Raw genomic sequence first — 26637 nt, 5'->3', positions numbered from 1 at the left:
GTATCAGGTGGATCCGTGGATACCCCAACCGCCGCCGCAGGTTAAGAGAGTTTACGCGGCTGCACAAAATCCGCCAGCCTGCCGGCGCCCATCTCCAGGTCGGCCCAATGCAGCGTCTCGAAGACCAGAACGGCGCAGGCGCCGGTCGGGAATTTGTCGGCCAGATCGTGGCGGAGGCCATGATCGCCGCTGCCGGTCAGGGCGTTCGCCAGTTCGTGCAGGTCGGGATTGTGCGCCACCAGCATCAGCCCGGTCGCGGAATCGGGTGCGTCGCGCAGGCGCTCCAGCAGCGTGTGGGCGCCGCACAGATACAGCCCGCGTTCATGCTCCACCGGCGGATAGGGTGCACCCATCGCCGTCATCACCCGCTTGCGCGTCTCCACGGCCCGCACGGCGGTGGAACAGAGCACGAGGTCGATGTGCGCGTTGTGCTTGGCCAGATAGGCGCCGACCAGGGTGGCCGCCTTTTCTCCGCGGGCGTTCAACGGGCGGTCATGGTCGCCCAGCGACGGATCGTCCCAGGAGGATTTGGCATGGCGCAGCAGAAACAGCGTCTTCATGGCGGAAATCGACCGGCAGGGGAGGGGCGAGGGGTGGGGCAGGGCGAAGCGGGAAGAGGTCGCAGTGTTTAACCAAATGGGAGTCCTGAAACCGTAACGCATATGGGATACTCTGTCTGCCCACCATATAACCGTCGTCGGCATGGTTCAAAGCCAAGCGCCGGCGTTCGGGATTTCACGATTTCAGAGGTCGACGTGACGCATCTCCAGGAACTCGATTCGGTCGGTATCGAGCCAAACGCCCCGGAACGCTTCATCAATCGGGAGCTTTCGTGGCTGGCCTTCAACCAGCGCGTCCTGGACGAGGCGGCCAACCCGAATCACCCGCTTCTGGAGCGACTGCGCTTCCTGTCGATCTCCGCCAGCAACCTCGACGAATTCTACATGGTCCGCGTTGCCGGCCTGAAAGGGCAGGTCGCCGCCGGCGTGAAAACGCCCAGCCCTGAGAATCTGACGCCCGCCCAGCAGCTGGTCGCGGTGAAGCAGCGCATCGCCGCCCTGATGGAGAGCCAGCAGGCCACGTGGCGTTCGCTGAAAGGTGAACTGCGTGGTGCCGGCATCTCGGTCGTCGATCCGGCCGACCTCAGCGAAGGCGAACTGGACTGGCTGGAAGCCAAGTTCCTGGACGATATCTTCCCGATCCTGACGCCCATTGCCGTCGATCCGGCCCACCCCTTCCCGTTCCTGCCGAATTTGGGCTTTTCGCTGGCGCTCCAGCTGCACGACCCGGTCAAGGGCCGGCACATCGACGCGCTGGTGCCGCTGCCGACCCAGCTTGAGCGGTTCCTGCGCCTGCCGGGATCGGACATCCGCTTCATCCAGCTGGAAAAGGTGGTGATGCAGTTCATCGACCGCCTGTTCCCTCCGTTCCAGGTCAAGGCGCATGGCGTTTTCCGCGTGCTGCGCGACAGCGAGATCGAAATCGAGGAAGAGGCGGAAGACCTTGTCCGCACCTTTGAAAGCGCGCTGAAGCGCCGCCGCCGCGGCAGCGTCATCCGGCTCGCCACCGACAGCGGCATGGCGGCCGACCTGCGTGAGTTCCTGCGGCATGAGCTGAACGTCGCGTCGGACGACGTCTTCATCCTGGACGGGCTGATCGGCCTGACCGACACCAAGCTGCTGATCGTCGACGAGCGGCCGGACCTGGTCTTCCGTCCCTTCAACGCCCGCTTCCCTGAACGGATCCGCGATTTCGGCGGCGACTGCTTCGCGGCGATCCGCCACAAGGACATCGTCGTCCACCACCCGTACGAGTCGTTCGACGTGGTGGTGCAGTTCATCCGGCAGGCGGCGCGCGACCCGCAGGTGGTGGCGATCAAGCAGACGCTCTACCGCACCAGCAAGGACAGCCCCATCGTCGCCGCGCTGATCGAGGCGGCGGAGGCCGGCAAGTCGGTCACGGCGCTGGTCGAGCTGAAGGCGCGCTTCGACGAGGAGGCGAACATCCGCTGGGCGCGCGATCTTGAACGTGCCGGCGCCCAGGTCGTCTACGGCTTCGTCGATCTGAAGACCCACGCCAAGGTGTCGCTGGTGGTGCGGCGCGAGAAGAAGGCGCTGCGCAGCTACGTCCATTTCGGCACCGGCAACTACCACCCGATCACCGCCAAGGTCTACACCGACCTCTCCTTCTTCACCTGCGACCCGGCGCTGTGCCACGACGCCGCCGTGATGTTCAACTTCATGACCGGCTACGCCACGCCGAAGGTGCTGGAGAAGATCGCCATAGCGCCGATCACGCTGCGCCAGCGGCTTTCGGACCTGATCGAGGCGGAGATCGCCCATGCCGCCGCCGGGCGTCCGGCGTCCATCTGGGTGAAGCTGAACTCCCTGGTCGATCCTGTCATCATCGACAAGCTGTACAAGGCCTCGCAGGCGGGCGTGCAGATCGACATGATCATCCGCGGCATCTGCTGCCTGCGGCCAGGGGTGAAGGGGCTGTCGGAAAACATCCGGGTGCGCAGCATCGTCGGCCGCTTCCTTGAGCATGGCCGCGTCATCTGCTTCGGCAACGGCCATCCCATGCCGAGCAACCAGGCCAAGATCTTCATCTCCTCCGCCGACTGGATGACCCGCAACCTGGACCGCCGCATCGAGACGCTGGTGCCGATCGAGAATCCGACGGTGCACGAACAGGTGCTCGACCAGATCATGGTCGCCAACATGAAGGACGACGCGAGCACCTGGAAGCTGGGGCCCGATGGCGTGTACCATCGCATCAAGGCTGGCCCCGATGCGTTCAGTGCCCATAATTACTTCATGACCAACCCCAGCCTGTCCGGCCGGGGCAGCGCGCTCAGCAATAAGCGCACGCCGCCGCGGCTGATGCTGCACACGGTGTCCTGAGGGCGGGTGACGGGAGTGAGAGTATGAGCATGGAGAAACGCGCCGCCGCCAATTTCGGCGAGCCGGGGCAGGCGGGTGTCGGAGCTTTTGGCGTCGGCGCTTCGGGCGTTGCGACCGCCGGTGAGCGCGTCGGAGAGCGGGTGGGCGTGATCGACATCGGGTCGAACTCCATCCGTCTCGTCGTCTATGATGGGCTGACCCGCTCGCCGCTTGCCCTGTTCAACGAGAAGGTGCTGTGCGGTCTGGGGCGCGGCGTCGAGAAGGCCGGCGTGCTGAACCCCGACGGTGTCGCCCAGGGGCTGGCGGCGCTGGAGCGGTTTGCGACCCTGGCCCAGGGCATGCGCGTCGGCCGGCTCGACGTGATCGCCACAGCCGCCGTGCGCGATGCCCGCGACGGTGCCGCCTTCGTCGATGCCATCCGGCGCCGGGCCGGCCTGACCGTCAGCGTCATCAGCGGCGAGGAGGAGGCGCGGCTGTCGGCCATGGGCGTGCTGTCGGGCACCCCCGGCGCGGACGGTCTCGTCGGCGATCTCGGCGGCGGCAGTCTGGAGTTGGTGACGCTCGACCGCGGGGTGATCGGCAAGCAGGTGACGCTGCCGCTCGGCCCGCTGCGGCTGATGGAGGTCGGCTCGACCAAGGGCGGCCCGGCCAAGCTGATCGACCAGCATCTGGAATCGCTGCCCTGGCTGCCGGCGATGAAGGGACGGCCCTTCTACCCGGTCGGCGGCAGCTGGCGCGCCATCGCCAAGCTGCATATGGAGCAGTCCGGCCACCCGCTGCACATCATCCACCACTACACCATTCCATCCGCCGACGCGCGGGAGTTCACCGGCCTGATCGGCCGGCAGAGCCGTTCGTCGCTGGAGAAGATGGCGGGATCGCGCCGCCGGCTCGACACGCTGCCTCTGGCCGGGCTGGTGCTGGAACGGCTGCTGCGCATCGCCCAACCGTCGAAGCTGGTCTTCTCCGCCTACGGCCTGCGCGAAGGGCATCTCTATTCTCTGCTCTCGCCGGAGGGGCAGCGTGAGGACCCGCTGATGGCGTCGGCCGCCGATTGGGCGCGGCGTTTCGTGCGGATGGGCGATCCGGCCCTGCTGATGTCCTGGACCGCCGGGCTTTTCGCCGGCGAGGACGACAACGCCATCCGGCTGCGCCATGCCGCCTGCCTGCTGAGCGACGTCGGCTGGGCCGACCATCCCGACTACCGGGCGGAGCATGCCTTCCTGCGCGTGCTGCGTTATCCGTTTCCGGCGCTGGACCATGACGAGCGCGCCTTCCTCGCGCTTGCCGCCCATGCCCGCTATGCCGGCACCATCGACACGCCGCTGACCGCGCCGGTGCGGACGCTGGTGAGCGAAGGGCAGGGCATGAAGGCGCTGGTTCTGGGGCTGGCCCTGCGCCTTGCCCACACGCTGTCTGGCGGCGCCACGGCCTTGCTGGAGCGCACGAGCCTGAAGGTCGGCGATGGCCGTATCGTGCTGACCCTGCCCGACGACGGCAGCGTCCCGGCCGGCGAAGCGGTCCAGCGCCGCATCGATGCGTTGGCCAAGGCGATGAATCTCAAGGGCGACGTGGTCCAGCCCCTGCGTCCGCAGGCGGCGGAGTAGGGCAGGAGGGATAGGGCAGGGCCGCACTCTGGTGAATGGCGTGCGGCCCTGCCCGTTCGTGTCAGGTCCGGGTGATCGACACGCCGCCATCAACCAGCAGCGCGGTTCCGGTGGTGAAGCTGGACGCGTCCGACGCCAGATAGAGCGCCGACTGCGCGATCTCCCGCGGCGTCGCGAGGCGTTTCAGGGCATGAAGCCCCTGGACGAAGGCAAGCGCCTCAGGCGTGCTCGACACCGCCCGTCCCATCGGCGTATCGGTGCCGCCCGGCAGCAAGGCGTTGGCACGGATGCCCTGCGGTCCGTATTCCGCCGCGATCACCTGTGTCAGGCCGATCAGCCCGGCCTTGCCGGCGGCATAGGCGGCCATTCCGGGAAAGCCGACGGTGTGGCCGACAAAGGTCGAGGTGAAGATCAGCGATCCGCCGCCGCGGGAGAGCATCGCCGGAATCTGGTGCTTGGCAGCATGGAAGGCGCTGGTCAGGTTGGTATCGATCACCTCATGCCACATCTCCGCCGTCATATCGGGAAGCGGAACCTGGGCGCCGGTGGTGCCGGCATTGTTGAAAGCGACGTCCAGTCCGCCGAACCGGCGGATGGCGGTTTCGACGGCATCGCGTGCGACCTCGGCATCCGTGACGGTGCCGGCCACGGCGACGGCATGGCCGCCTTTGCTGCGAATCTCGTCCGCCAGCCGTTCCAGTTCGTCACGCCTCCGGGCCACCAGAACAAGGTGGGCTCCATGCTCAGCGAACAGCAGCGCCGCCTCGCGCCCGATCCCAGAACTGGCACCCGTGACGATTGCGATCTTTCCATCCAGCTGTTTCATTGCCATTCTCCCATGCAGTGAACGGCCTGAGATTCGCGAGATGAATGCCGTCCAAGCTATCCGGTTCTTGCTTTTGAATTCGCAAGAACCAACCGGACGGCGGCAGTATTAATTTCCATAACCTAACTTATGTGTTTTTAGTCGCTCGCATGGGACGCTCTCCCGAACATGCCCCGTAAGCATGCATGGCTGGGTCATTGTGGGTTGACCGGTTGCGGCATGGCGGATGACCGATGCGTTGCCCATTTCCGGCGTCGCAACTTCGGATCCGGATGGATGATGTCGTCAAAAAACCAGCCCACCCCGCCCGATCAGCGCCAAGCGGTCCTGTCCCAGCGCCGAAATCTCAAGATGGCCGAATCCGCTCACGCCTATGTGCGTGGCAGCACCGTGAAATTCTACGAATGGCTGGAGCAGTCCAGCGGCAAGGTCCCCGACGGTCCGCCGGTCTGGATCTGCGGCGATTGCCATGTCGGCAACCTCGGGCCGGTCGCCAATGCCAAGGGCCGGATCGGCATCCAGATTCGCGATGTCGACCAGACGGTGGTCGGCAACCCCGCCCATGACCTGATCCGGCTCGGCCTGTCGCTCGCCACTGCGGCGCGCGGGTCCGACCTGCCCGGCGTCACCACGGCGCTGATGCTGGAACGGATGATCGAGGGCTACATGATGACCCTCGACGGCGAGCTGGGTGGCGATGCGGTGCGGAAGAGGCCATCGGTCGTCCGCCTGGGCATGCGTCAGGCCATCGGCCGCACCTGGAAGCATCTGGCCCGGGACCGCATCAAGGACATCCGGCCGACCATCCCGCTCGGCAAGCGGTTCTGGCCGCTGACCGACGAGGAGCGCGCCGCCGTCGAGGAGCTGTTCGCAAAGGATCAGGTCCGCCGGCTGGTGACCGCCCTGCATTCCCGCGACGACAACGACCGGATCGAGCTTCTGGATGCGGCCTATTGGGTGAAGGGCTGCAGTTCGCTCGGCCGGTTGCGGATCGCGGTGCTTCTCGGCGTCGGCGAGGGGCATTACGACGAGGGCGGCCTCAGCCTGATCGACATCAAGGAGGCGGTCCAGGCCGCAGCACCGCGTGCCGCCAAGAACGGCATGCCGCGCGACAATGCGGAACGCGTGGTGACCGGCGCGCAGAATCTCTCGCCCTATCTCGGCGACCGCATGCGCCCTGCCCGCCTGCTCGACCGCGCCGTCTTCCTGCGCGAACTGCTGCCGCAGGACATCAAGCTCGACTTCGATCATCTGACGCGCGAGGAAGCGACCCGTGTCGCCTTCTATCTGGCCGCCGTGGTCGGCAAGGCGCATGCCCGCCAGATGGACGAGGCGACGCGCAAGTCATGGCGCGGCGAGCTGGCCCGCAACCGGACCAAGAGCCTGGATGCGCCGTCCTGGCTGTGGTCCAGCATCGTCGACCTGGTCGTCGGTCACGAAGCGGCCTATCTGGAGCATTGCCGCCGCTACGCCGAACGGCCCGACGCCTGATCGGGAAGGCGACGCGCCATCTCCAGGCAGGCGTCGCGACCCGGCTGGAAATCCTCGGCGATCCACCAGGCCTCGACGCGCTTCAGCGTTTGGCCGACCAGCGGGCCGCGTGGAACGTCAAGCTCCAGCAGGTCGCGACCGGCAATCGGCAGCTTCAAGCCCGGCAGGTCTTCGGCCACCGCAAGGGCCTTGCGCAACGCGCCCAGGTCCAGCGGACCGTCATGGCTGGCGGCGGCGATCAGCAGCAGGTCGCCGAACAGTTCCGCATCGTTGACGCGGTACAGCGCCTGACGCAGGGCCTTGCGGTCGTCCGCCGGCGCCACAGCGACCGGCGGCTCGACCAGGGCCAGCAGGCGGTCCCGTTCGTGGTTGGACAGGCGCAGAGCGTCGGCAGCCTTGAGCGCGCCCGGCCGGTCGCTGTCCAGCACGGCGGCCAGACGGCGGGTGGGGTCGGGAGTCACCCCAAGATCGCGTTCCACCGCGATCAGCCGCTCCAGCCGGTCCGTGTCCATCGCCTCCGGCAGCAGATGGACCATGATCCCCTGCCCCATCATCAACCGCCAGACCGAAGCGGCGCAGGGGGCGGTCAGCAGGCGGAACAGCTCTCCCCGCACCCGCTCGCCCGACAGCGTCGGCAGGCGCGGCGCCAGATCGCGGCAGGCGGCCAGTGCCTCGGCATCCGGCTCGCCGCGGCCGTAATGGGCGTGGAAGCGGAAGAAACGCAGCAGGCGCAGCACATCCTCCTCGATCCGCCGGTGGGCTTCGCCTACGAAGCGCACACGTCCGGCGGCGAGATCGGCCAGACCGCCGAACGGGTCGAACATCGCGCCGTCCGGCGTGCAACTCAGCGCGTTCATGGTCAGGTCGCGGCGGGCGGCGTCCTCGATCCAGTCGTCGGTGAATTCGACGCGGGCATGGCGGCCGAAGGTCTCCACGTCGCGCCGCAGCGTGGTGATCTCATAGGGCTTGCCGCCACACAGCGCGGTGACGGTGCCATGGGCGAGGCCGGTCGGGATGACGCGGATCCCCGCCACCTCCAGCAGTTCCATGACCCGTTCGGGCGGCGCATGGGTGGCGATGTCGATGTCCTTCACCGGCCGGCCGAGCCACGCATCGCGCACGCAGCCGCCGACGAATCGCGCGTCGGCACCGCCCGAGGCCAGGGCAGCGAACAGCGCAAGGCTTTCGGGGGCGGTCATCCAGGGCTGGGGCGACAGGCGAGCGGCAACGGTCATGGCGCGCGACGCTATCCGATTCCCGATCCCCATTCCACCGCTGTCGGGTTCCGGGCCTTTTGATTGGCCTTCGGGTTCGGAGGCGTCAATCCGCCCCCTCCCCCGTTTTGCCGGCGGCGGCACCCAGCACGTCGCGCAGGTTCACCAGCATGCCCGCGGTCGCCCCCCAGATATAGCGCTGCGGGTAAGGGAAGGCGTAGAACCAGCGCGGCTTGCCCAAGAACTCGCGGCTGTGGCGCTGCGGGTTCGACGGGTCGAGGATGAAGGAAAGCGGCACCTCGAACACCTCCGCCACCTCGGTCGGGTCGGGCGTCAGGATGAACGGCGGCGTCACCACCCCCACCACCGGCGTCACCCGGAATCCGGTGCGCGTGACATAGGTGTCCAGCCGGCCGACGATCTCGATCCGGCCGCGCTCCAGCCCGATCTCCTCCGCCGTTTCGCGCAGCGCGGTTTCCTCCGGAGTGCCGTCCTCCGGTTCCATCCGCCCGCCGGGGAAGCTGATCTGGCCGGCATGGGCACTCAGCGTCGCGGTGCGCTGGGTGAAGATGACGGTCAGTTCCTCCGGCCGGTCGACCAGCGGAACCAGCACCGCCGCCTCGCGCAGGGTGGAGGGCGGGCCCATTTCCGGATTGAGGTCGTGGTCGCCCCGGATCTTGGCGGCGTGCTTCGGCGCCATCCGGTTCGACCGGACGGCACTTTCCACCGCCGCATCGGTGCTCATCGCCGGCAAACGTCGGCGGACTTCCTCCAGGCTCAGTCGCCAGGCAGCCTGCCCAGCGTGAAGAAGACCTTGTTGCTCCATAGACCCACCTCGGACTCGCCGGTTTCGGTGCGGCGCGTCTCGCTGCGCTCCACCATGTCGTAGAACACGGGGCGCAGGATTCTCGCCTCAAGCCGGCTTCTGATTTCGATGTAGGGTGCCGGCTCCCCGGTTTCAGGGTTCACGGCGACGCGGATCGGATGTTCGGGGCCGGCCTCCACCCAATGATCGAGGTTGCTGCGGAAGGACAGGACCTGATCGGCCCCGCTGCCCGCCACGGTCATCTCCACCGCGACGAAGGGAGCGTCGTCCACGACGATCCGGCCGCGCTCGACAGGCGTGATCAGCCAGTAATCGCCGTCGTCGTCGCGCCTCAGGACAGTCGAGAACAGCTTCGCCAGTTCGATCCGGCGGATGGGATCGCCATTGTGGAACCAGGTGCCGTCGCGCGCAATGCGGATGTCGTACTGCTCCAGCGTCGGCGTCCGTCCCAGCGCCACCGGCAAGCCGGACGGCAGGTCCGGCGCCGTCTCCGAACCGGTTTGCCCATCTGAGCGCTTGTCATTCGCCATCGCGTTACCGACTTTCATGGAATTGGGAACCGTTTTGTCCCCGGACATGCGCATTTTCGCCACACTCGGCCGCTAGGTCCACTCCAATGGTCCTGGCGCCACCACCCGTCCGGCGGCACATCCGTCGGCGGGATTCGGAAAATGGGTGTCGACAAGGTGCCGGAACAGGGCCAACCATGCGGATCCCGTGTTTCGCGTCGCAGAATCCTGCGACCATGACACCGATCGGCCCACCATCGGGGAGCAGCAGACCTTGAGCGCACAGGACATCCTGAGGGGGCAGCCTCCCGTGCCGGAGGACCCGCAACGGCTGATGGAAGAGATCGAGGCGCTGGGCGACCGCCTTGCCTCCGTCCGCGACCGCATCGGCCGCGTGATCTTCGGCCAGCAGGAGGTGGTCGACCGCACGCTGGTCACGCTGCTGGCTGGCGGCCATGTCCTGCTGATCGGCGTTCCCGGCCTTGCCAAGACGCGGCTGGTGGAAACGCTGGGCACCGTGCTGGGCCTCGCCGAAAAGCGAATCCAGTGCACGCCCGACCTGATGCCCGCCGACATCCTGGGCTCCGAAGTGCTGGAGGAGGGCGACAACGGACGCCGGTCCTTCCGCTTCCTGCCCGGTCCGGTGTTCAGCCAGCTGCTGATGGCCGACGAGATCAACCGTGCCAGCCCGCGCACCCAGTCGGCCCTGCTCCAGGCGATGCAGGAGCACCGGGTGTCGGTCGCCGGCCAGTACCACCCCCTGCCCCAGCCCTTCCATGTTCTGGCCACCCAAAATCCGCTGGAGCAGGAAGGCACCTATCCGCTGCCGGAAGCCCAGCTCGACCGCTTCCTGATGCAGATCGACGTCGATTATCCCGACCGCGAGGCCGAACGGCGGATGATGATCGCCACCACCGGCTCGACCGACGAGCGCGCTGTGACGGTGCTGTCCGCCGCCGATCTGCAGACGGCACAGCGCCTCGTCCGCCGCGTGCCGGTCGGCGAAGGGGTGGTGGACGGCATCCTCGACCTCGTCCGCCGTGGCCGGCCGGAGACGTCGGAACTGATGGAGGTGCGCCAGCATGTCGCCTGGGGCCCCGGCCCGCGCGCCAGCCAGTCGCTGATGCTCGCCGCCCGTGCCCGTGCGGTGCTGGACGGCCGCCTGTCGCCGTCGCTGGACGATGTGGTGGCGCTGGCCAAGCCGATCCTGAAGCACCGCATGGCGCTGAACTTCGCCGCGCGGGCCGACGGGGTGACGCTGGACGACGTCATCGACCGCCTCTGCGCGCCCCTGGCCTGACCCCTCGAAGCGGAGCCGCAATGCCGCGAAGCCCAACCTCCCCGCAGAAGAACCAGCCGTCGGGTCAGCTGTCGAACACCCTGCTGGCGCGGCATCGCGCGGAGGAGTTGGCATCCGCCCTGCCCCCGCTTCTGGTCGCGGCGGAACGGGTGGCGGCGACCGTTGCCCAGGGGGTGCACGGCCGCCGCCGTGTCGGTCTGGGCGAGACCTTCTGGCAGTTCCGTCGCTATCAGCCGGGCGATGCGCCGTCGATGATCGACTGGCGCCAGTCGGCCAAGACGCAGCCGGTCTATGTCCGCGAAAATGAATGGGAGGCGGCGCAGAGCGTCTGGCTGTGGCGCGACCGCTCCGCCTCCATGGATTTCCGCTCCGCCGCCGGGCTGCCGACCAAGCGGGAGCGCGCCGATCTTCTGACGCTCGCCACCGCCGTGCTGCTGGCCCGTGGCGGCGAGCGGGTGGCCCTGCTGAACAGCGGGGTGCGGCCCGACCACGGCAAGACCGCCATCGACCGCATCGCCCGACTGATGACCGACCCGCGCGCCGCTGCCGCACCCGACCCTTTGCCGCGGGTGGAGCCCCTGCCCCGCCATGCGCAGACGGTTCTGTTCGGCGACCTGCTGTCCCCCCTGCCGGAGATCCACGCCATCGTCGCCGGCCTCACCGGCCGGGGCCTGCGCGGCCATCTGGTCCAGATCCTCGATCCGGCGGAAGAGACGCTGCCCTATGACGGCCGTGTCGATTTTCACGGCCTGGAGGGCGAACAAAATCTGCTGGTTCCCCGTGTCGAGGCCGTCCGCGACGCCTATCGCGAGCGTCTGAAGGCACAGCAGGACGGGCTGGCGGCGCTTGCCCGCACCGCCGGCTGGAGTTTCGCCGTTCATCGCACCGACCGTTCGCCGCAATCCGCGCTGCTCACCCTCTGGGGTGCGATGGCGATGGAGGCGGTGTGACGCGCCGGTCTACCCTTTCTCGCCCCTCCCCCTCGTGAAGACGCGCCAATGCTGGGTCTCGGACCGATCGCCTTCGCCGCCCCCTGGGTCTTGACCGCACTGGCAGCCCTGCCGGTCCTCTGGTGGCTGCTGCGAGTGACGCCGCCGGCCCCGCGTGCGATCCAGTTTCCCGCCATCCGTCTGCTGCGCGACCTGACCGCGCGGGAGGAGACGCCGGCCCGGACGCCGTGGTGGCTGCTGCTTCTGCGGCTGATCGTGGCGGCGGTGATCATCCTGGCCCTGGCCGGTCCGTTGCTGAACCCGCGGGCCGCACTGCCCGGCGGCGGGCCGCTGCTGCTGGTGGTGGACAATGGTTGGGCGGCCGGGCGCGACTGGCCGACCCGCAAGCGCACGATGGACGAGCTGATCGCCCAGGCCGACCGCCAGCAGCGGCCGGTGATCCTGCTGCCCACCGCCCCGGCCGCCGACGGACAGCCGATCCATGCAAGCGCCGTACTGCCGGCACCCGAGGCCCGCCGTCTGGCCCAGGCGATGGTTCCCCTGCCCTGGCCGACCGACCGTGCCGCAGCGCTGGAGGCCCTGAAAGCGGTGGCGACACAGGCCAACGGGCGCGGTTCCATCCATGCGGTGTGGCTCAGCGACGGCGTCGGCGACAAACAGGCCGCCGCTCTCGCCGCCGGATTGCAGCGGCTGGGCTCCGCCGATGTCCTCGACGATTCCGCCGAACATCCCCCCCACCTGCTGCTGCCGCCCTCCAGCGAGGGCACGGCACTGACCGCCCGAATCGTCCGCGCCGATCCGTCCAAGCCGGAGCCGGTGACCGTCCGCCTCGCCGCCGCCGACGGCCGGCTGCTGACCCGCCAGACCGTCACCTTCGAGCCGGGCCAGAAGATGCGGGAGGTGCGGCTGGACGTGCCGACCGAGCTGCGCAACGACGCCGCCAGCCTGCGGGTCGAAGGCGACACCACCGCCGGCGCCACCGTCCTGCTGGACGAGCGCTGGCGCCGCCGCCCCGTCGGTCTCGCATCCGGCCGGGCGGAGGGGGAAAGCCAGCCGCTGCTGTCCGATCTCTATTATCTCGAACGCGCGCTGTCGCCTTACAACGAGGTGCGGCGCGGCGAGACGCTGGATCTGCTGAAGCGGGACCTGGCCGTGCTGATCCTGTCCGACATCGGCGCTCTGACCGGGACCGAGGTTCAGGACATCGAGGATTGGGTGAAGAAAGGCGGCGTGCTGGTCCGGTTCGCCGGTCCGCGTCTGGCCCAACATGCCGACACGCTGGTGCCGGAGCGGCTGCGCATCGGCGACCGCGCGCTGGGCGGTGCCCTGTCCTGGTCCGAACCGGCAAAACTCCAGCCTTTCCCACCGAAATCGCCCTTCGAGGGGCTGACCATCCCGCCCGATGTCCAGGTAAACCGGCAGGTGCTCGCCGAACCCGCCCTGGATCTGGCGGACCGCACCTGGGCGCGGCTGGCCGACGGCACGCCACTGGTCACCTCGCAGAAGCGCGGCGACGGCTGGATCGTGCTGGTCCACACCACCGCCAGCCCGGACTGGTCGAACCTGCCGCTGTCGGGCCTGTTCGTCGACATGCTGCGCCGGCTGGTGGCACTCAGCGGCGGCGTGATGGGGACGGCGGCCACCGCCTCGCTCGATCCCGTCGAGGTGCTGGATGGCACCGGCCGGCTGGTCCCGCCGCCGCCCACCGCCTTCCCCATCCCCGGCAACGCCACAGCCGATGTCATCGGACCGCGCCATCCGCCGGGATTCTACGGCACCGACGACGCCCGGCGTGCGCTGAACCTGTCCGCCGCCGTCACCGCCATCGACCCGCTGCCGCCGATGCCGGCCGGTATCGGCCGCGACGGCTATGGCGGCCGCGGCGAGGTTCCGCTGAAGCCCTCGCTTCTGGCGGCGGCCCTGGCCCTGCTGTCCATCGACCTGCTGATCGCGCTGGCCCTGCGCGGCCTGCTGCGCCCGCCCAGCCTGCGGCGCGGGGCCGGCGGCGCGGCGGCCGGCCTGCTGCTGGCACTCGCCCTGTCTTCGGCACCGCAGCCCGCCCGCGCGCTCGATCAGGACAAGGCGGTCAAGGTGACGGCGGAGACCTACCTCGCCTATGTCCAGACCGGCGACAGCAGCGTCGACGACACCGCCCGCGCCGGGCTCGAGGGGCTGGTCAGCGTGCTCGGCCTGCGCACCGCCGTCGAAGCGGCCGGAGCGGTCGGCGTCAATCCCGAACAGGACGAGCTGGCCTTCTATCCCCTGCTCTACTGGCCGGTGTCGGATCGGCAGAAAGCCCTGTCCGATCAGGCGCGCCAGCGGGTGAACGAGTATATGCGCAGCGGCGGCACCATCCTGTTCGACACCCGCGATCAGGCGCCGGGAGGCGGCCCGGCCGTTTTGCAACAGCTGGTGCAGGGCCTGGACATCCCGCCGCTCGCCCCGGTGCCGCAGGATCATGTGCTGCGCAAGTCCTTCTACCTGCTGACCGACTTTCCCGGACGCTATGCCGGCGGGCAGCTGTGGATCGAAGCACGCGAGGGTCCGGCGAATGACGGCGTGTCGTCCGTCGTTATCGGCGGCAACGACTGGGCCTCGGCCTGGGCGGTCGGCCGCAACGGCCAGCCGATGTTCGCGGTCATCCCCGGCGGCGAGCGTCAGCGCGAAATCGCCTATCGCTTCGGCGTCAACCTCGTGATGTACGCGCTGACCGGCAACTACAAGGCCGATCAGGTCCATGTGCCCGCCATCCTGGAAAGGCTCGGCCAGTGATGCCCGTCGATCTGCTCTCCGGACTTTCGGTGGCGCTGGCGCCGCTGCTGCCCTGGCCGGTGCTGGGCGTTCTTTTCGGATTTGCCCTGCTTGTGGTGCTGATCGCCGCACTGCGCCGGGCCCGCGGCATATGGCTGCGCCTGCTGGCGGTGGCGGTGCTGGCCCTGGCATTGATCAATCCCTCGCTTGTCCAGGAGAAGCGCGACCCGATCAAGGACGTGGCCGTCGTGGTAATCGACGATTCGCCGAGCCAGGCGATCGGCGACCGCCGTGCCCGCACGGAACGGGCGGCGGAACAGCTGACCGAGCGGCTGAAGCGCTTCAACGACCTGGAGGTGCGCGTCGTCCGCAGCGCCGACGGCGGCGAGGCCGGCGGCACCATCAACGAGACCCATCTGTTCGACGCGCTGAACCGTGCGATGGCCGATGTGCCGCGCCGCCGCATGGCCGGTGCCGTCTTCATCACCGACGGTCAGGTGCATGACGTTCCGCAGGTGCCGGGCAAGCTGGCCGACATCGGCCCGATCCACACGCTGCTGACCGGCGACCGCGATGAGGGCGACCGCCGCATCGCCATCGTGCAGGCGCCGAACTACGGCCTTGTCGGCAAGCCGGTCGAATTGACCATCCGTGTCGACGACATGCCCGGCCGCCAGTCCGCCGACGCTGCGGTCACGTTGCGCCAGGACGGCGGCGCCCCCAGCACCCTCCGCGTGCCGGTCGGCCGCGACGTGCGCGTCGACCTGCCGATCACCCATGGCGGCCAGAATGTCCTGGAACTGGAGGTCGAGCCGGCGAAGCAGGAGCTGACCCTCGCCAACAACCGCGCGGCGGTGGTGGTGAACGGTGTGCGCGACCGGCTGCGCGTGCTGCTGGTTTCCGGCGAACCCCATGCCGGCGAGCGCACATGGCGCAATCTGCTGAAGGCCGATCCGGCCGTCGATCTGGTCCATTTCACCATCCTGCGCCCGCCGGAGAAGCAGGACGGCACGCCGATCCGTGAGTTGTCGCTGATCGCCTTCCCGATCCGCGAGCTGTTCGAGGTGAAGCTGGACGAGTTCGACCTGATCATCTTCGACCGCTACCGCCGCCGTGGCGTGCTGCCGCAGATGTATCTGGAGAACATCGCCGACTATGTCCGCAAGGGCGGCGCCCTGCTGGAAACCTCCGGCCAGGGCTATGCCGGGCCGCTGTCTCTGTACCGCACGCCGCTGGGATCGATCCTGCCGGCGGCGCCCAGCGGCCAGACGGTGGACAGCCCGTTCCTGCCGACCGTCACCGATGTCGGCCGCCGCCATCCGGTGACCGCCGGACTGCCCGGCGACCGGCTGGATGCGGCGCCGAGCTGGGGCCGCTGGTTCCATCAGGTGGATGTGACGCCCAACAGTGGCACGGTGGTGATGCAGGGTGCCGGCAACCGCCCGCTTCTGGTGCTGGACCGCGTCGGCAAGGGTCGGGTGGCGCAGCTCGCTTCCGACCAGATCTGGCTGTGGAGCCGCGGCTTCGAGGGCGGCGGTCCGCAGGCGGAGCTTCTGCGCCGTCTCGCCCACTGGCTGATGAAGGAGCCGGAGCTGGAGGAGAACGACCTGCGCGCCCATGTGGACGGCAACCGCATCACGGTCGAACGCCGGTCCCTGACTCCAGATCCGCGTTCCGTCACCATCACCGATCCGTCCGACCGGACCAGCACGCTGCAGTTGACCGACGACCGCACCGGCCGGGCCGTCGCCACCGTGACCGCCGCAGCCCCCGGCATCTACCGCATCTCCGATGGGGATCGGACGACGCTGGCGGTGGTGGGCGCGGTGAATACGCCGGAATTGGCCGATGTGCGGTCAACCGGCGACCGCATGCAGCCGGTGGCGGAGGCGACCGGCGGCGGCATCCACTGGGTGACCGACACCGACACCGGCGCCAATCCCGGCATCGATGTGCGCCGCACCCAGCCCGACCGCAGCCAGACCGGGTCCGGCTGGATCGGCCTGCGCGCCAACGGCGACTATACGGTCACCGGCGTGACCGACGTGCCGCTGCTGCCCGTTGGTGCGGTGCTGGCCCTGGTGCTGGGTGGGCTGCTGATGGCATGGCGCAGGGAGGGCCGCTGAGCGCCGTCGCGGAGGGCCGATTGACCGCGAAAATTTTCTGAAAACAGCCTGTTGCGTTCGGCCGGGCTTCCGATTAAGGTGCCGCTCCTTCCGGCGATACGAGAGATCGCCGCGCCGGTTGGGGCGTCGCCAAGTGGTAAGGCAGCGGTTTTTGGTACCGCCATCCGCAGGTTCGAATCCTGCCGCCCCAGCCAACTCTCCCAATTTTTAAATCAGTAAACTTTAAGCCCGCCCTTCGGCGGGTTTTCGCGTTTCCGGCGGCCGGACCAGCACCGCCCCCTTTCGAGATCGGCACTGGCCACGAGGTACGGAACGCGAGGCGTTCCGTACCTCCCGAGCCATTCTTTCCTTAAAGAGCGGCGGCCAGCGAAGCCGAAGCCTGTTCGGACGCCAGGAACTGCGCCGAACGGCTGGTGGATGTCGTCAACGGTGCGGCAGACCGTCCCTCACGGTACCCCGACGTCACATAATGCGTCGCGGCGCCGAGTTCGCTGGTGCCATACATCCACCGAAGGTCCGAGTACCGCGCAAGATAGGCAGACGCGTTGAAAGTCGTCGACCTGCCTTCAAGCCGTCCTGCGGTGGCATAGTGGAGCGCCGCAGCTGTCGTGTTGGTTCCAAATACCTGGATGAGATCCGGATTGGCGGCGATGTAGCTCATCGCGTTGAAGCTGGTGCTGCGGCCCTCCAGACGTCCGGCATTGATATAATGCTGGGTGGCGGCGACAGTGTTCGCACCGAATGCGGCGGCCAGATCGGGATTAGCCGCAAGGTAGCCTGCGGCATCGAATGTCGTCGAGCGGCGCTCGCGGATGCCGGCGCTCAGATAATGGCTCAGCACCGGCGCGGTGTTTCCGCCAAATGCTGCCGCAAGGTCGGGATTGGCCGCAAGGTAGGACAGCGGATCGAACGTGGAAACGCTTGAGGTTGCAACCGTCCGGTCAGTAAATCGGATGAATTCGACCCCGATCAACTGATCGTAACCGCTGGAGTCGTAGACATAGACCGACCCGCCATAGCTGAAGGCGGTGCTGGACGTCGTGCTCCCGCTGCGCTGGACGGTGTCGGTACCGGCCCCACCGTCGATGATGTTGTTGCCGGACCCGCCATCCAAAAGATCCGATCCGCCGCCACCGAGAATGGTGTCGTTCCCCGCATAACCCCGCAATGTATCATTGAACTCCGAGCCGAACATCGTGTCGGCACCGGACAGGATCGAGGAGCGTGCTGTGCTGCTCCCGCCGCTCGACAGCCATCCGAGGAAGGTCGTCGCAGGCACCGCCAGATTATCGACCGTATAGGTCGGCGTGCCGTTCGACAGGGAGCGTATGGTGGAGATCGTTCCCCCCACCACATTGGTACCGGTCGAATTGTAGGCGAAATTTCCATAGAACTCGGTGACTGCACCACCGCCGTAATTCGCTGCAATATAAGTGCTGTTTGCACCCGATATCTGCGCAAACAGAAGATCGGCGATATAGATATTGTCGGTGTTAACCCCGGTCGCACCACCCGCGATAAAGCGTGCCATAGGCCTTCCCCTGATTTTTGTTACGTTCGCCTTCAGCTCGATGCGTTTTATTCGTATGATGATTTCAAGGTCGCTCAAGCTGAACGAAAACAGCCTCAGGGTATCACAACCTCAGGGTACGAAAAACATGCAACTGCATTTTTCTGCAATGGCTTGCGGCAGAAAATTGCGACCCGTTCTCCCGGACCGCTCGTGAACCGGTGCCAAACGGCGCAGGGCAGTCGGATCGGCAGCCTTACTCCTGGATCTCCGCGAACTCGTTCGTGGAAGGCTCGACCAGCATCACCAAGGTGAATGCGGATCGGTCACCCGGACGCAGGGTCACCTGCTCCAACGTCAGGGCGCCATCCAGCGGATGATTGAATCGGCGCAGGCCTCCTTCGCGCTCCAGAACACTCTGGTCTTCCCACAACCGGGCGAACAGCGGGCTGGCCTGCCGCAGTTCCTCGACCAGTTGCCGAAGCGTCGGGTCGTCCGGGTGCCGGGCCGTTTCGGCACGAAACTCCGCCAGCAGCCGGCGGCAACGATTCTCCCAATCCTGAATGAAATCGCGGGCCGACGGGTCGAGGAAGACATAGCGCAGCAGATTGGTTTCGGTGCTGCCCAGCCAACCGGAGAAAAGCCGCTCCGCCCGGGAATTCCAACCGACGGCGCTCCAACACCGGTCGAGAAGATAGGCTGGCGCGGTCATCGCCGCCAGCGCCGCAAGCAGCGACGCCGGGGGGCCGTCCGCCTGCCCCGCTCTCGGCATGTCCGGGTCGCGCTTGCGGGTCAGTTCAAACAGATAGGCCCGTTCAGCCGGGGTCAGGTGCAGCGCATTCGACAGACGCGCCAATGCCGCGGGAGAAACCGAAACGTCGCGGCCCTGTTCCAGCCATGTGTACCAGGTCGGACTGATGCCGCAGAGCTGCGCCAGTTCCTCCCGCCTCAGGCCGGGCGTCCTACGGCGGGCGGAACCGGCTCGAACGCCGGCCTCTACCGGAGTCAGTCGTTCGCGGTGACGCCGCAGAAAGGAGGCAAGCAGGCGGCGGCGGTCGGCCATCGGATCGGCGGGAGCCTGACCGGTGGAGGCGGATGTGCAGATCATGGTGGCAGTGCTTATACCAGGATAACCACCTGCCTTGTACCCGGTTACGAATGGCGCGACGCTCGCGACATCAGCCACCGAATTACAAGGAAGCCCTCGATGACCCGGAATCACCATGGTGTCGTTGCCGAGAATTACGGTCCACGGGCCGATGCCTATGTGTCCAGCGCCGTTCATGCCGGCGGCGCCGACCTGGACCAGATCGAGCAGGCCTTACGGGGCCGGTCCGATGCGCGGGTTCTGGACCTGGGCTGCGGCGGCGGCCATGTCAGCTACCGCGCCGCTCCCCATGTGGCGGAGGTCGTGGCCGTCGACTTGACGCCGGAGATGCTGGAGGTGGTCGCCCGCACCGCCACGGAGCGCGGCCTGTCCAACATCGCCACCCGGCAGGCACCCGCCGAACGGCTGCCCTTCGAGGATGGCCGGTTCGATGTCGTGCTCTGCCGTTTCACCGCGCATCACTGGCGTGATTTCGAGGCCGGACTGAGGGAGGCGCGGCGGGTGCTGGCACCGGGTGGGATTGCGGTCTTCATCGACTGTATCGCTCCGGCCGCCGCCATGCTGGACACCCACCTGCAGGTGGTCGAGGTGCTGCGCGACCCGTCGCATGTCCGCAACTATACGGCGGCTGAATGGATGGCGGCGTTGGCGCGGGCGGGCTTCGCCGTCCGGTCGCTGACGCCGCGTCGCCTGCGCATGGAGTTCCCGGTGTGGACCGCCCGCACCCGCACCCCGGACCTCCACGCCCAGGCCATCCGCTCGCTCCAGCGCAGTGCGGCGGCGGAGGTCCGCTCCCATTTCGACATCACCGATGACGGCAGCTTCCTGCTCGACACGCTGACGCTGGAGGCGGACCCGGTTTGACAGGCCGGTTCAGCAGGCCGCCGGAACAGTCGCCCGGCGGTCGGTCTCCCGCCTGTCGAGCGCGCCGCTCGCCAGCGTCAGGACGAGACCGCCCAGAACGAACAGCCCACCGACCCAGGGCGTGGCGCCGAGACCGAGCGGGGAGGAAACAACCTGCCCACCGAAGAAGGCGCCAGCCGCGATGCCCAGGTTGAAGGCGGCGATGTTCAGCGCCGACGCGACATCGACCGCCTCTGGCGCGTGACGCTGCGCCAGCTGAACGACATAAAGCTGAAGGCCCGGGACATTGGCGAAGGCCAACGCCCCCATGCCGGCCAGCGTGACCAGCGCCGGAACCTTGGCGTCCGCAGTGAAGGTGAAGACGATCAGAACCAGAGCCTGCAAGGCGAACAGCCAGGCGAGCGCCCGGACCGGTCGGCGGTTGGCGAGCCGGCCGCCGACGACATTGCCGACCGCGATGGCGGCACCGTACAGAACCAGGACGAGGCTGACGGTCGAGTTCGAAAACCCGGTGATCGTCTCGAGGATCGGCGCCAGGAAGGTGAAGGCGACGAAGGTGCCGCCATAGCCGAGTGCGGTGATGGCGAAGGCCAGCAGAAGCCGCGGCTTCGCCAGGACGCCCAGCTGCGTGCCCAGACCGGCGGCCGGCGGTTGGCTGAGCCGTGCCGGCACCAGAGCCGCGACGCCCAGCCCGCCGACGACGCCAAGCGCCGACACCGCCAGGAAGGTGGCACGCCAGCCGAAGGTCTGTCCGATCCAGGTGCCCAGCGGCACGCCGGTGACGATGGCGATGGTCAGGCCGGAGAACATCATGGCGATGGCCGAGGCGCGCCGGTCCTCCGGCACCAGATCGGCGGCAATGGTCGAACCGACCGAGAAAAAGACGCCATGGGCGAAGGCGCTCAGCACCCGCGCCACCAGCAGCGTCTCGTAATTGGGGCTGATGCCGGCCAGCAGGTTGCCGGCGACGAACACCCCCATCAATCCGAGCAGCAGCGGTTTGCGCGGCACCCGGCCGGTCAGCGCGGTCAGGATGGGCGCGCCGAACGTGACGCCCAGCGCATAGACGCTGACCACCATGCCGGCCAGCGGCAGGCTGACGTCCAGGTCGCTCGCCACGGTGGGGAGCAGGCCGACGATCACGAACTCCGTCGTCCCGATCGCATAGGCGCTGATCGCCAGCGCCAGCAGTGCAAGTGGCATTTCCAAGGTCTCCATTCCAAGAAGGACTGTGCTGGGGAGACGATGTGCGCCATAAGGTCAGGAACGGGAATACCAGCCCAGTTCGCATGATTTTGTCATTCAGGGATAAGGCAAGGATGGAGATGCCGGAATGAGCGATCCGCGCGCCTGGGAAATGCGGGTTTTCCTGCGGGTTGCCGCCCAGGGCAGCTTCAGCGCCGCCGGGCGCGATGTCGGCATGACGCCGTCATCCACGGCGAAGCTGGTCGGTCGGCTGGAGGAACGGCTGGGAGTGCGGCTGGTCGAACGTTCCACCAGGAAGCTGCGCCTGACCGCCGAGGGAGAACTGTATCGGGAGCGGGCACAGACGCTGCTGGGAGAGCTGGACGCGCTGGATGCGGAGATTGCCGGCGGCGCCCGCGCGCCGACCGGCCTGATCCGCGCCAACGCCTCGGTGCCGTTCGGCCAGCACTGCCTGCTGCCGCTGCTGCCCGAGTTCCTGCGCGACCATCCCGGCATCACGATGGACGTGACGATGACCGACGAGGTGGTGGATCTCTATGCCGCCCGTGTCGATGTCGCCTTCCGTGCCGGCCCCTTGAGCGATTCGGCGCTTCTGGCCCAGCGGCTGGGCGTCGTCCGGCGCAGGATCGTCGCCTCCCCCGCTTATCTGGACCGCAAAGGCGTACCGATGACCGCCGCGGATCTGGAGGCGCATGACTGTCTGGGCTTCAACTTCCGCCGTGCCGCCGCGGTCTGGCCGCTGAAGTCCGGCGGACGGCTAGTGGACCGCGAGGTGCCGACCCGCATCCTGGCCAACAATGGCGAGACGGTTCGCCATATGGCGTTGCTGGGGTTGGGGCTGGCGCGGCTCGCCGAATACCACGTCAGAGACGATTTGCGCGAGGGACGGCTGGTCGCGGTGCTGGACGACACGCTGGTCGACACCGAGGAAATCCACGCCGTTTATACCGGCCGCGACCGTGCGCCACGCCGTGTCCGGGCCTTTCTGGACCATATGGCCCCGCGCTTGCGCGCGATGCTGGCCGGCTGACTTGCCGAACTGACTTGCCGGATGCCGAAAAAGAAATCGGCCGGACGACTGGCATCCGGCCGATGGAACGCACCGCTTCGGCGGATTGCGTCAGAACGGGATCTCGTCGTCGAGATCCTCGTGACGGGGCGGAGCGCCACCGCCGCCACGGTTGCCGCCCGAGGAGCCGCCGCCGTAACTGCCACCACCACCGCTGCCGCCGCCATAGCCGCCGCCGCTTCCGCCGCCACGCGATTCGTAGCCGCCACCGCCGCCGCCGCCGAAGCTGCCGCCGCCACCCTCTTCACGGGCACCGCCGGTGAAGTCGATTTCGGCCACGCGTACCGACAGGCCGGCGCCGCGGGTGCCATCACGCTTCTCATACTCGCGCAGGGTCACTTCGCCCGAAACGACGACGCTCTTGCCCTTGGTCAGGTGCTGAGCCAGCGACTCGGCGCGGCGACCCCATATCGAGCAATCGACCCATTGAGTCGTCTTGCGCTCGCCAAAGCCGACATCGTTGGCGACGCGGAAACCCAGCACCTTTTCGCCGCTCTGGGTCGTGCGCAATTCGCCGTCCGCGCCCAGGCGTCCCGTAAACGTCCAAACATTCATCGCTCGTTGCTCCTAAGCGCGAGTGTCCCAGCATCCATGCCGACCCGTCAGGATGCCCGGCGGAGGCACCCAGATGCCGAGGGTTCCCATTCGCAGGGCCGGCTGTTCAATGGCGACCATCCCCCCGGTCCCGCGCAACGAAGCACGAGGGACCGACGCCGGTCAACCGCCGTCGGAGATGCTCCGGCGATGTTCGGACCGGCGCACTCGCCCTGCCGCTCCGCACCAGAACACTCCATGAACAAATATAGCAGAGGAACAGGCGCGGGAAAACCGAATCCTTCGGCTTAGCGCAGGAAACCCGGCAGTCGACGCTGTGATCAGCGCAGGCGGCGCGCCGCCAGATCCAGGGCGATCTTCAGCTGTGCATGCGAAAAGGGCCTGTGCACCACGCCCAGCGGATAGGTTTCGGTGATGCGCGCCATGGTGCCATGGTCGCTGTTGCCAGACAGGAAGATGGACCGCAATCCGTGGTCCAGGTTCAGCCGGCGCGCCACTGCGATGCCGTCCCCGCCGCCGAGATGCGCATCGGTCATTGCAAGGTCCGGCCGTTCGCGCAGTGCCAGTTCGACCGCCTCACACTCTGTCCGGGCAATGCCGCAGACGGTGTGCCCCAAATCCGCCATCGCCACCGACAGGGCGTCGGCGATGGCGGGGTCATGCTCCACCAGAATGACGCGCAACGGCTGCCCTGGCGTACGGGTGCGGTGGGGCAGATGCTGCTTGGCGATGGCGTCGACCCGGAGCATGCGACCGACCTCGGACTTTGCAACTGTTGCGCGGTATGCGGTAAATCTTGGTAAAATTTCGTTTACCGATACGCCGTTTGTACTAGAACCTCCCCGAATTTGCAAGCTCAATCGTTCAGAATCTGACCTTTCGCGTGGAGCGCAGAAGGGGGCGAGGGCGCCGCGAATCGCAGCGCGTCCGACGCCTGTCAGAATCGGGCTTTTAGCCGATGTCAGCGTCCGGCCGGACCCAGCCAGTCGATTCCACCCTTGGGTCTTTGGCCAGCGTTGGCGGTGGCCCGCACCGTTGCCGCACGGGATGGCGGCGGTGGTGGCGCCGGTTCTCTGGCAAGCCAGGGTGCCTGCCCTTCGGCCGGTCGGGCAAGCGCCGGGGCCGACGACGGAGAGGCTGGGCTGGATGGCTTTACCGCCGCAGCCTGCGGCAGGGCCGGTTCCAGGGGGCCGGGAGATGGAGACGCTTGCGAAGCCGGCGGAGCCAGAGCCGGCCGGGACGGCCGGACCGGCAAATCGGCCACCGGCAAATCGGCCGGACGCGGCGGCGCGCCAACGGCCTGAAGCGGTTCGTCGTTCCGCTCCAGCCCATCATCGCCGCCCCGGCCGCCGGACATTCCTTCGTCGGACATTCCCTCTTCGGCCGCCTTCCCCCAGGCCATCGCGGCAGGCTGTCGCAGGCGGGGAGCGTCGGCGGCTCCCAACCAGGACGGACGCTCGTCGTCAGACAACGGGCCGGTTTGGGTGTTCAATTGCCGGGCCTGCTCGCGAATTTCCAGCAGGGTGGTGACCGCCAGTTGCAGCAGCGGCGCCAGCACCATCGGGTCGGCCATTTCCTCGGCAGTGAGCGCGGCAAAACGGTCGCGTACCGTCTCCACGGCCTGCTCCACGCCATCACGCAGGGCGCCGGCCTCGTGGGCCAGCCGCTCCAGATCCTCGCGCAATGCAGAGATTTCGCACGCTTGCCGCAACTCGTGAAAGCCGATGCCCGCCCCCGGCAAGGGTGCGGATCGCCGGTCGCGTGACGAACCAAAATCGTGAGGCATCCTGGCCTTACCCCGGTTCCAAGCCCAGCCCGATGAAGACGTCCGATCCGTCGGAAACGGCGGCGCCCACCCTTATGGCAACCCGCGCAACCGGCAGGCGGTTCCAAAAGCCAACGTCATGGCGCCATTTGCCGGAGCGTCGGCGAAGTTGCCCGGCGTCACCGATGGGTTCACGATCGGGCAACACTGTTTAGCGCCGTTGATGTCGTTTGGAAACCGTTTGCGCGTGATGGCCGCTTGTACTATTTTTTCGGCCCCAGGGGAATGGATTCCTTGCGATCCAACATCCAGGCGCTTCCCCGTCGCCATTTCATCTTGCCGGAATCCCATACGGTGTCGATCGACCGCTCGGAACTTGAACGGCTCCTTGCCGATCGCCCGGCTGGCAACCGCAGCGCCATGCAGGCGGTGCGCGAAAGCTATGCCGACATCGGGCTGATGCGCGAGCGCGGCCTGTCCTGGGCCGAGATCTCCGATCTGCTGGCCAAGCTGGGGGTGACTGCCCGCGACAACCAGCCGATCTCTCCCGTTACCCTGCGCTCCGCCTTCTTCCTCGTCGGAAACGAAGGACGCGGCGAGGCTGCCGGCGACCATGGCGCCGCAGCCCTTCCCGCCGAAACCCTGGCAGCCTTGCATGAAGCCGCCCTGTCCGCCGGGCTGAGGGACGAGGCGGCAGATGCGGATGAGCACGGCCCGGATGAGCACGGCCCGGATGAGGATGGCCCCGAGAAGGAAGACGGGAAGAATGGCGGGAGCGATTCCGCCGTCGAGCCCGTGACGGAGGCTGCCGACTCCGATGCGGAACTGCTGACCGAGACGACAGATCCTGATGGCGAGCTTGAAGGCGAGGATGCCCGGGCGAACGCTGTCGCGGATGAGCCGCCAACTCAGGAAGAGCCTGCGCCCGCCGAAGAGGGCAAACCGGCCCCGAAGGCAGTCGAGGAACCCTCACAACCCGCCTCCCCTGCCCTGGACCTTCTCACACCGGCGACCGCCGTTGCCGAAGACCGGCCGGCGGAGGACGAAACCGGAACCGGGGAGGATGAAACGCCTCCCGAACCCGCAATGACCAGGCCGGAACCGCAGCCGGCTTCCCATCAGACGTCCACGGCGGTTGCGCCGGGCACCGGCTCTCCTGTATTCCCGCCGATGCCTGCCACGATGACCCAAGACGACTCAACAAACGCATACTGGAAAGGCGATCGCATGCTGGGCACGATCTTCGTCCTCAATGACCGCGGCGGCGTCGGCAAGACGCTGCTGTCCCATCACCTGATGGCGACCGCCATGCTGGAAGGCCTGCAGCTGAAGGTCGTCGAGTACGAGGTGAACGAGCGTCTCGCCCGCCTGTTCGGCCCGGACGTGGTCGAACACCGCCGCATCACCCAGGACTTCATGAACATGATGGGCTCGGGCGACGGCTTCTACGAGTTCTGGGACCTGATCGGGCCGGAATTGCAGCGCGGTGGCCGCCTGTACGACTTCGGCGGCAACATCTCGCAGTGGTTCTTCAATTGGGCCGAGGTGTCGGGCTTCGACTATTACGTCGGCGAAGGCGAACGGCTGACCTTCATGGTTCCGGTGACCGTCGACCTCGCCTCGCTGTCCACCGGCATGACGACGCTGGAGCGGGTGGCGACCATCGCCCCGAAGGCCAAGCGCGTCCTGGTGGAAAACGGCTTCTCCGGCCCGTTCTCCCAGCTGGAGGACAGCCAGTATGCCCGCCGCAAGGCGGAGATGGTGGAACGCGAGGGCCTGCAGGTCATCTCCATGCAGCCCTGCACCGCCCCGGCCTGGGCGCGCCTGACCGGCCACCGGCTGGATCAGGTGGCGACGATGACCCGCGAGGATCTGGTGAAGCTGGGCATGACCCCGCCGGTCGCCTCCCGTTCGCTGATCATCATCCATGAATGGCTGCGCAACATGCGCCAGTCGCTGTCGCCCTACCTGCACGACGCCTTCCGCCAGACCCCGGCCACCGCCAAGGCGCGCTGACGTCCGGGTTCGGAGTAGACCGAGCAGCGCAAAGGCCCTTC

At 67.6% G+C, this 26637-nt stretch carries 21 protein-coding genes and 1 tRNA gene; 11 read left to right on the top strand and 11 right to left on the bottom strand.

Annotation, left to right across the window (positions count from 1 at the left end; genetic code table 11):
- Nucleotides 1-41 precede the first annotated feature (41 nt).
- Nucleotides 42-560, bottom strand: coding sequence for a histidine phosphatase family protein (locus TSH64_RS15570; protein WP_109446202.1), 519 nt, complete (start codon nt 558-560; stop codon nt 42-44).
- 195 nt (nt 561-755) lie between these two features.
- Between TSH64_RS15570 and TSH64_RS15565 the strand changes: the two genes are divergently transcribed.
- Both TSH64_RS15565 and TSH64_RS15560 read left to right on the top strand, forming a co-directional pair.
- Nucleotides 756-2903, top strand: coding sequence for an RNA degradosome polyphosphate kinase (locus TSH64_RS15565; RefSeq protein WP_109446200.1), 2148 nt, complete (start codon nt 756-758; stop codon nt 2901-2903).
- Between the two features lie 23 nt (nt 2904-2926).
- A complete protein-coding gene (locus TSH64_RS15560) occupies nt 2927-4510 on the top strand; it encodes a Ppx/GppA family phosphatase (RefSeq protein ID WP_109446198.1) in 1584 nt (527 codons plus the stop codon).
- Nucleotides 4511-4571: 61 nt separating this feature from the next.
- On the opposite strand, the gene TSH64_RS15555 is transcribed toward TSH64_RS15560, so the two are convergent.
- Nucleotides 4572-5336, bottom strand: coding sequence for an SDR family oxidoreductase (locus TSH64_RS15555; protein ID WP_109446196.1), 765 nt, complete (start codon nt 5334-5336; stop codon nt 4572-4574).
- A 168-nt stretch (nt 5337-5504) separates the two neighbouring features.
- Between TSH64_RS15555 and TSH64_RS15550 the strand changes: the two genes are divergently transcribed.
- Nucleotides 5505-6827 carry a DUF2252 family protein gene (locus TSH64_RS15550; protein WP_348770324.1) on the top strand — a complete coding sequence of 441 codons (1323 nt, stop codon included), beginning with the start codon at nt 5505-5507 and terminating at the stop codon, nt 6825-6827.
- Here TSH64_RS15550 and TSH64_RS15545 read toward each other — a convergent pair.
- From TSH64_RS15545 to TSH64_RS15535, 3 genes are all read right to left on the bottom strand, one after another.
- Nucleotides 6803-8062 carry a CCA tRNA nucleotidyltransferase gene (locus tag TSH64_RS15545; protein ID WP_109446192.1) on the bottom strand — a complete coding sequence of 420 codons (1260 nt, stop codon included), beginning with the start codon at nt 8060-8062 and terminating at the stop codon, nt 6803-6805. The two genes, TSH64_RS15550 and TSH64_RS15545, sit on opposite strands and share 25 nt — an antisense overlap.
- Before the next feature lie 85 nt (nt 8063-8147).
- Entirely contained in the window at nt 8148-8786 is a 639-nt protein-coding gene (locus TSH64_RS15540; protein ID WP_109446190.1) for a CoA pyrophosphatase, read from the bottom strand.
- A 32-nt stretch (nt 8787-8818) separates the two neighbouring features.
- On the bottom strand, nt 8819-9415 hold the full coding sequence (locus tag TSH64_RS15535) for a DUF1285 domain-containing protein (RefSeq protein WP_247872961.1): 597 nt from the start codon (nt 9413-9415) through the stop codon (nt 8819-8821).
- A gap of 295 nt (nt 9416-9710) precedes the next feature.
- Here TSH64_RS15535 and TSH64_RS15530 point away from each other — a divergent pair, with 295 nt between their 5' ends.
- The 5 genes from TSH64_RS15530 to TSH64_RS15510 all read left to right on the top strand — a co-directional run bounded on the left by TSH64_RS15530 (nt 9711) and on the right by TSH64_RS15510 (nt 16697).
- Nucleotides 9711-10676, top strand: coding sequence for a MoxR family ATPase (locus tag TSH64_RS15530; protein ID WP_109446188.1), 966 nt, complete (start codon nt 9711-9713; stop codon nt 10674-10676).
- A 20-nt stretch (nt 10677-10696) separates the two neighbouring features.
- Nucleotides 10697-11626: a DUF58 domain-containing protein gene (locus TSH64_RS15525; protein ID WP_109446186.1), complete on the top strand. Its 930-nt coding sequence runs from the start codon at nt 10697-10699 to the stop codon at nt 11624-11626.
- A 48-nt stretch (nt 11627-11674) separates the two neighbouring features.
- On the top strand, nt 11675-14398 hold the full coding sequence (locus TSH64_RS15520) for a DUF4159 domain-containing protein (protein ID WP_109446184.1): 2724 nt from the start codon (nt 11675-11677) through the stop codon (nt 14396-14398).
- Nucleotides 14398-16503, top strand: coding sequence for a hypothetical protein (locus TSH64_RS15515; protein ID WP_109446182.1), 2106 nt, complete (start codon nt 14398-14400; stop codon nt 16501-16503). Before TSH64_RS15520 ends, TSH64_RS15515 begins: the two co-directional genes overlap by 1 nt.
- A 119-nt stretch (nt 16504-16622) precedes the next feature.
- Nucleotides 16623-16697: transfer RNA gene (locus tag TSH64_RS15510), tRNA-Gln, on the top strand.
- A 155-nt stretch (nt 16698-16852) separates the two neighbouring features.
- Here the strand turns inward: TSH64_RS15510 and TSH64_RS15505 are convergent.
- Together TSH64_RS15505 and TSH64_RS15500 are read right to left on the bottom strand one after the other, a co-directional pair.
- The gene (locus TSH64_RS15505; RefSeq protein WP_247872960.1) at nt 16853-18112 is read right to left on the bottom strand and encodes a hypothetical protein; all 1260 of its coding nucleotides are present in this window, start codon (nt 18110-18112) and stop codon (nt 16853-16855) included.
- Between the two features lie 157 nt (nt 18113-18269).
- Nucleotides 18270-19076 carry a helix-turn-helix transcriptional regulator gene (locus TSH64_RS15500; RefSeq protein WP_247872959.1) on the bottom strand — a complete coding sequence of 269 codons (807 nt, stop codon included), beginning with the start codon at nt 19074-19076 and terminating at the stop codon, nt 18270-18272.
- 144 nt (nt 19077-19220) lie between these two features.
- Between TSH64_RS15500 and TSH64_RS15495 the strand changes: the two genes are divergently transcribed.
- Nucleotides 19221-19985, top strand: coding sequence for a class I SAM-dependent methyltransferase (locus TSH64_RS15495; RefSeq protein ID WP_109446176.1), 765 nt, complete (start codon nt 19221-19223; stop codon nt 19983-19985).
- A 9-nt stretch (nt 19986-19994) separates the two neighbouring features.
- Here TSH64_RS15495 and TSH64_RS15490 read toward each other — a convergent pair whose 3' ends face one another.
- Nucleotides 19995-21188 carry an MFS transporter gene (locus TSH64_RS15490; protein ID WP_109446174.1) on the bottom strand — a complete coding sequence of 398 codons (1194 nt, stop codon included), beginning with the start codon at nt 21186-21188 and terminating at the stop codon, nt 19995-19997.
- Between the two features lie 130 nt (nt 21189-21318).
- Between TSH64_RS15490 and TSH64_RS15485 the strand changes: the two genes are divergently transcribed.
- Nucleotides 21319-22221 carry a LysR family transcriptional regulator gene (locus tag TSH64_RS15485; protein ID WP_109446172.1) on the top strand — a complete coding sequence of 301 codons (903 nt, stop codon included), beginning with the start codon at nt 21319-21321 and terminating at the stop codon, nt 22219-22221.
- A 90-nt stretch (nt 22222-22311) separates the two neighbouring features.
- Here TSH64_RS15485 and TSH64_RS15480 read toward each other — a convergent pair whose 3' ends face one another.
- The 3 genes from TSH64_RS15480 to TSH64_RS15470 form a co-directional block, all read right to left on the bottom strand.
- On the bottom strand, nt 22312-22815 hold the full coding sequence (locus tag TSH64_RS15480) for a single-stranded DNA-binding protein (protein WP_109446170.1): 504 nt from the start codon (nt 22813-22815) through the stop codon (nt 22312-22314).
- A gap of 320 nt (nt 22816-23135) precedes the next feature.
- Nucleotides 23136-23564 (bottom strand): response regulator, encoded by a 429-nt coding sequence (locus TSH64_RS15475; protein WP_109446168.1) that lies wholly within the window; start codon nt 23562-23564, stop codon nt 23136-23138.
- Between the two features lie 212 nt (nt 23565-23776).
- Entirely contained in the window at nt 23777-24499 is a 723-nt protein-coding gene (locus TSH64_RS15470) for a hypothetical protein (protein ID WP_247872957.1), read from the bottom strand.
- 435 nt (nt 24500-24934) lie between these two features.
- Here TSH64_RS15470 and TSH64_RS15465 point away from each other — a divergent pair, with 435 nt between their 5' ends.
- Nucleotides 24935-26596, top strand: coding sequence for a hypothetical protein (locus TSH64_RS15465; RefSeq protein WP_109452692.1), 1662 nt, complete (start codon nt 24935-24937; stop codon nt 26594-26596).
- Nucleotides 26597-26637: the final 41 nt, after the last annotated feature.

It is taken from the genome of Azospirillum sp. TSH64 (genome assembly GCF_003116035.1).
In the GTDB taxonomy this organism is placed as follows: Bacteria; Pseudomonadota; Alphaproteobacteria; order Azospirillales; family Azospirillaceae; genus Azospirillum.
The sequence above is the reverse complement of the archived record's forward strand: the minus strand, read 5'-3'. Positions and strand labels throughout refer to the sequence as shown.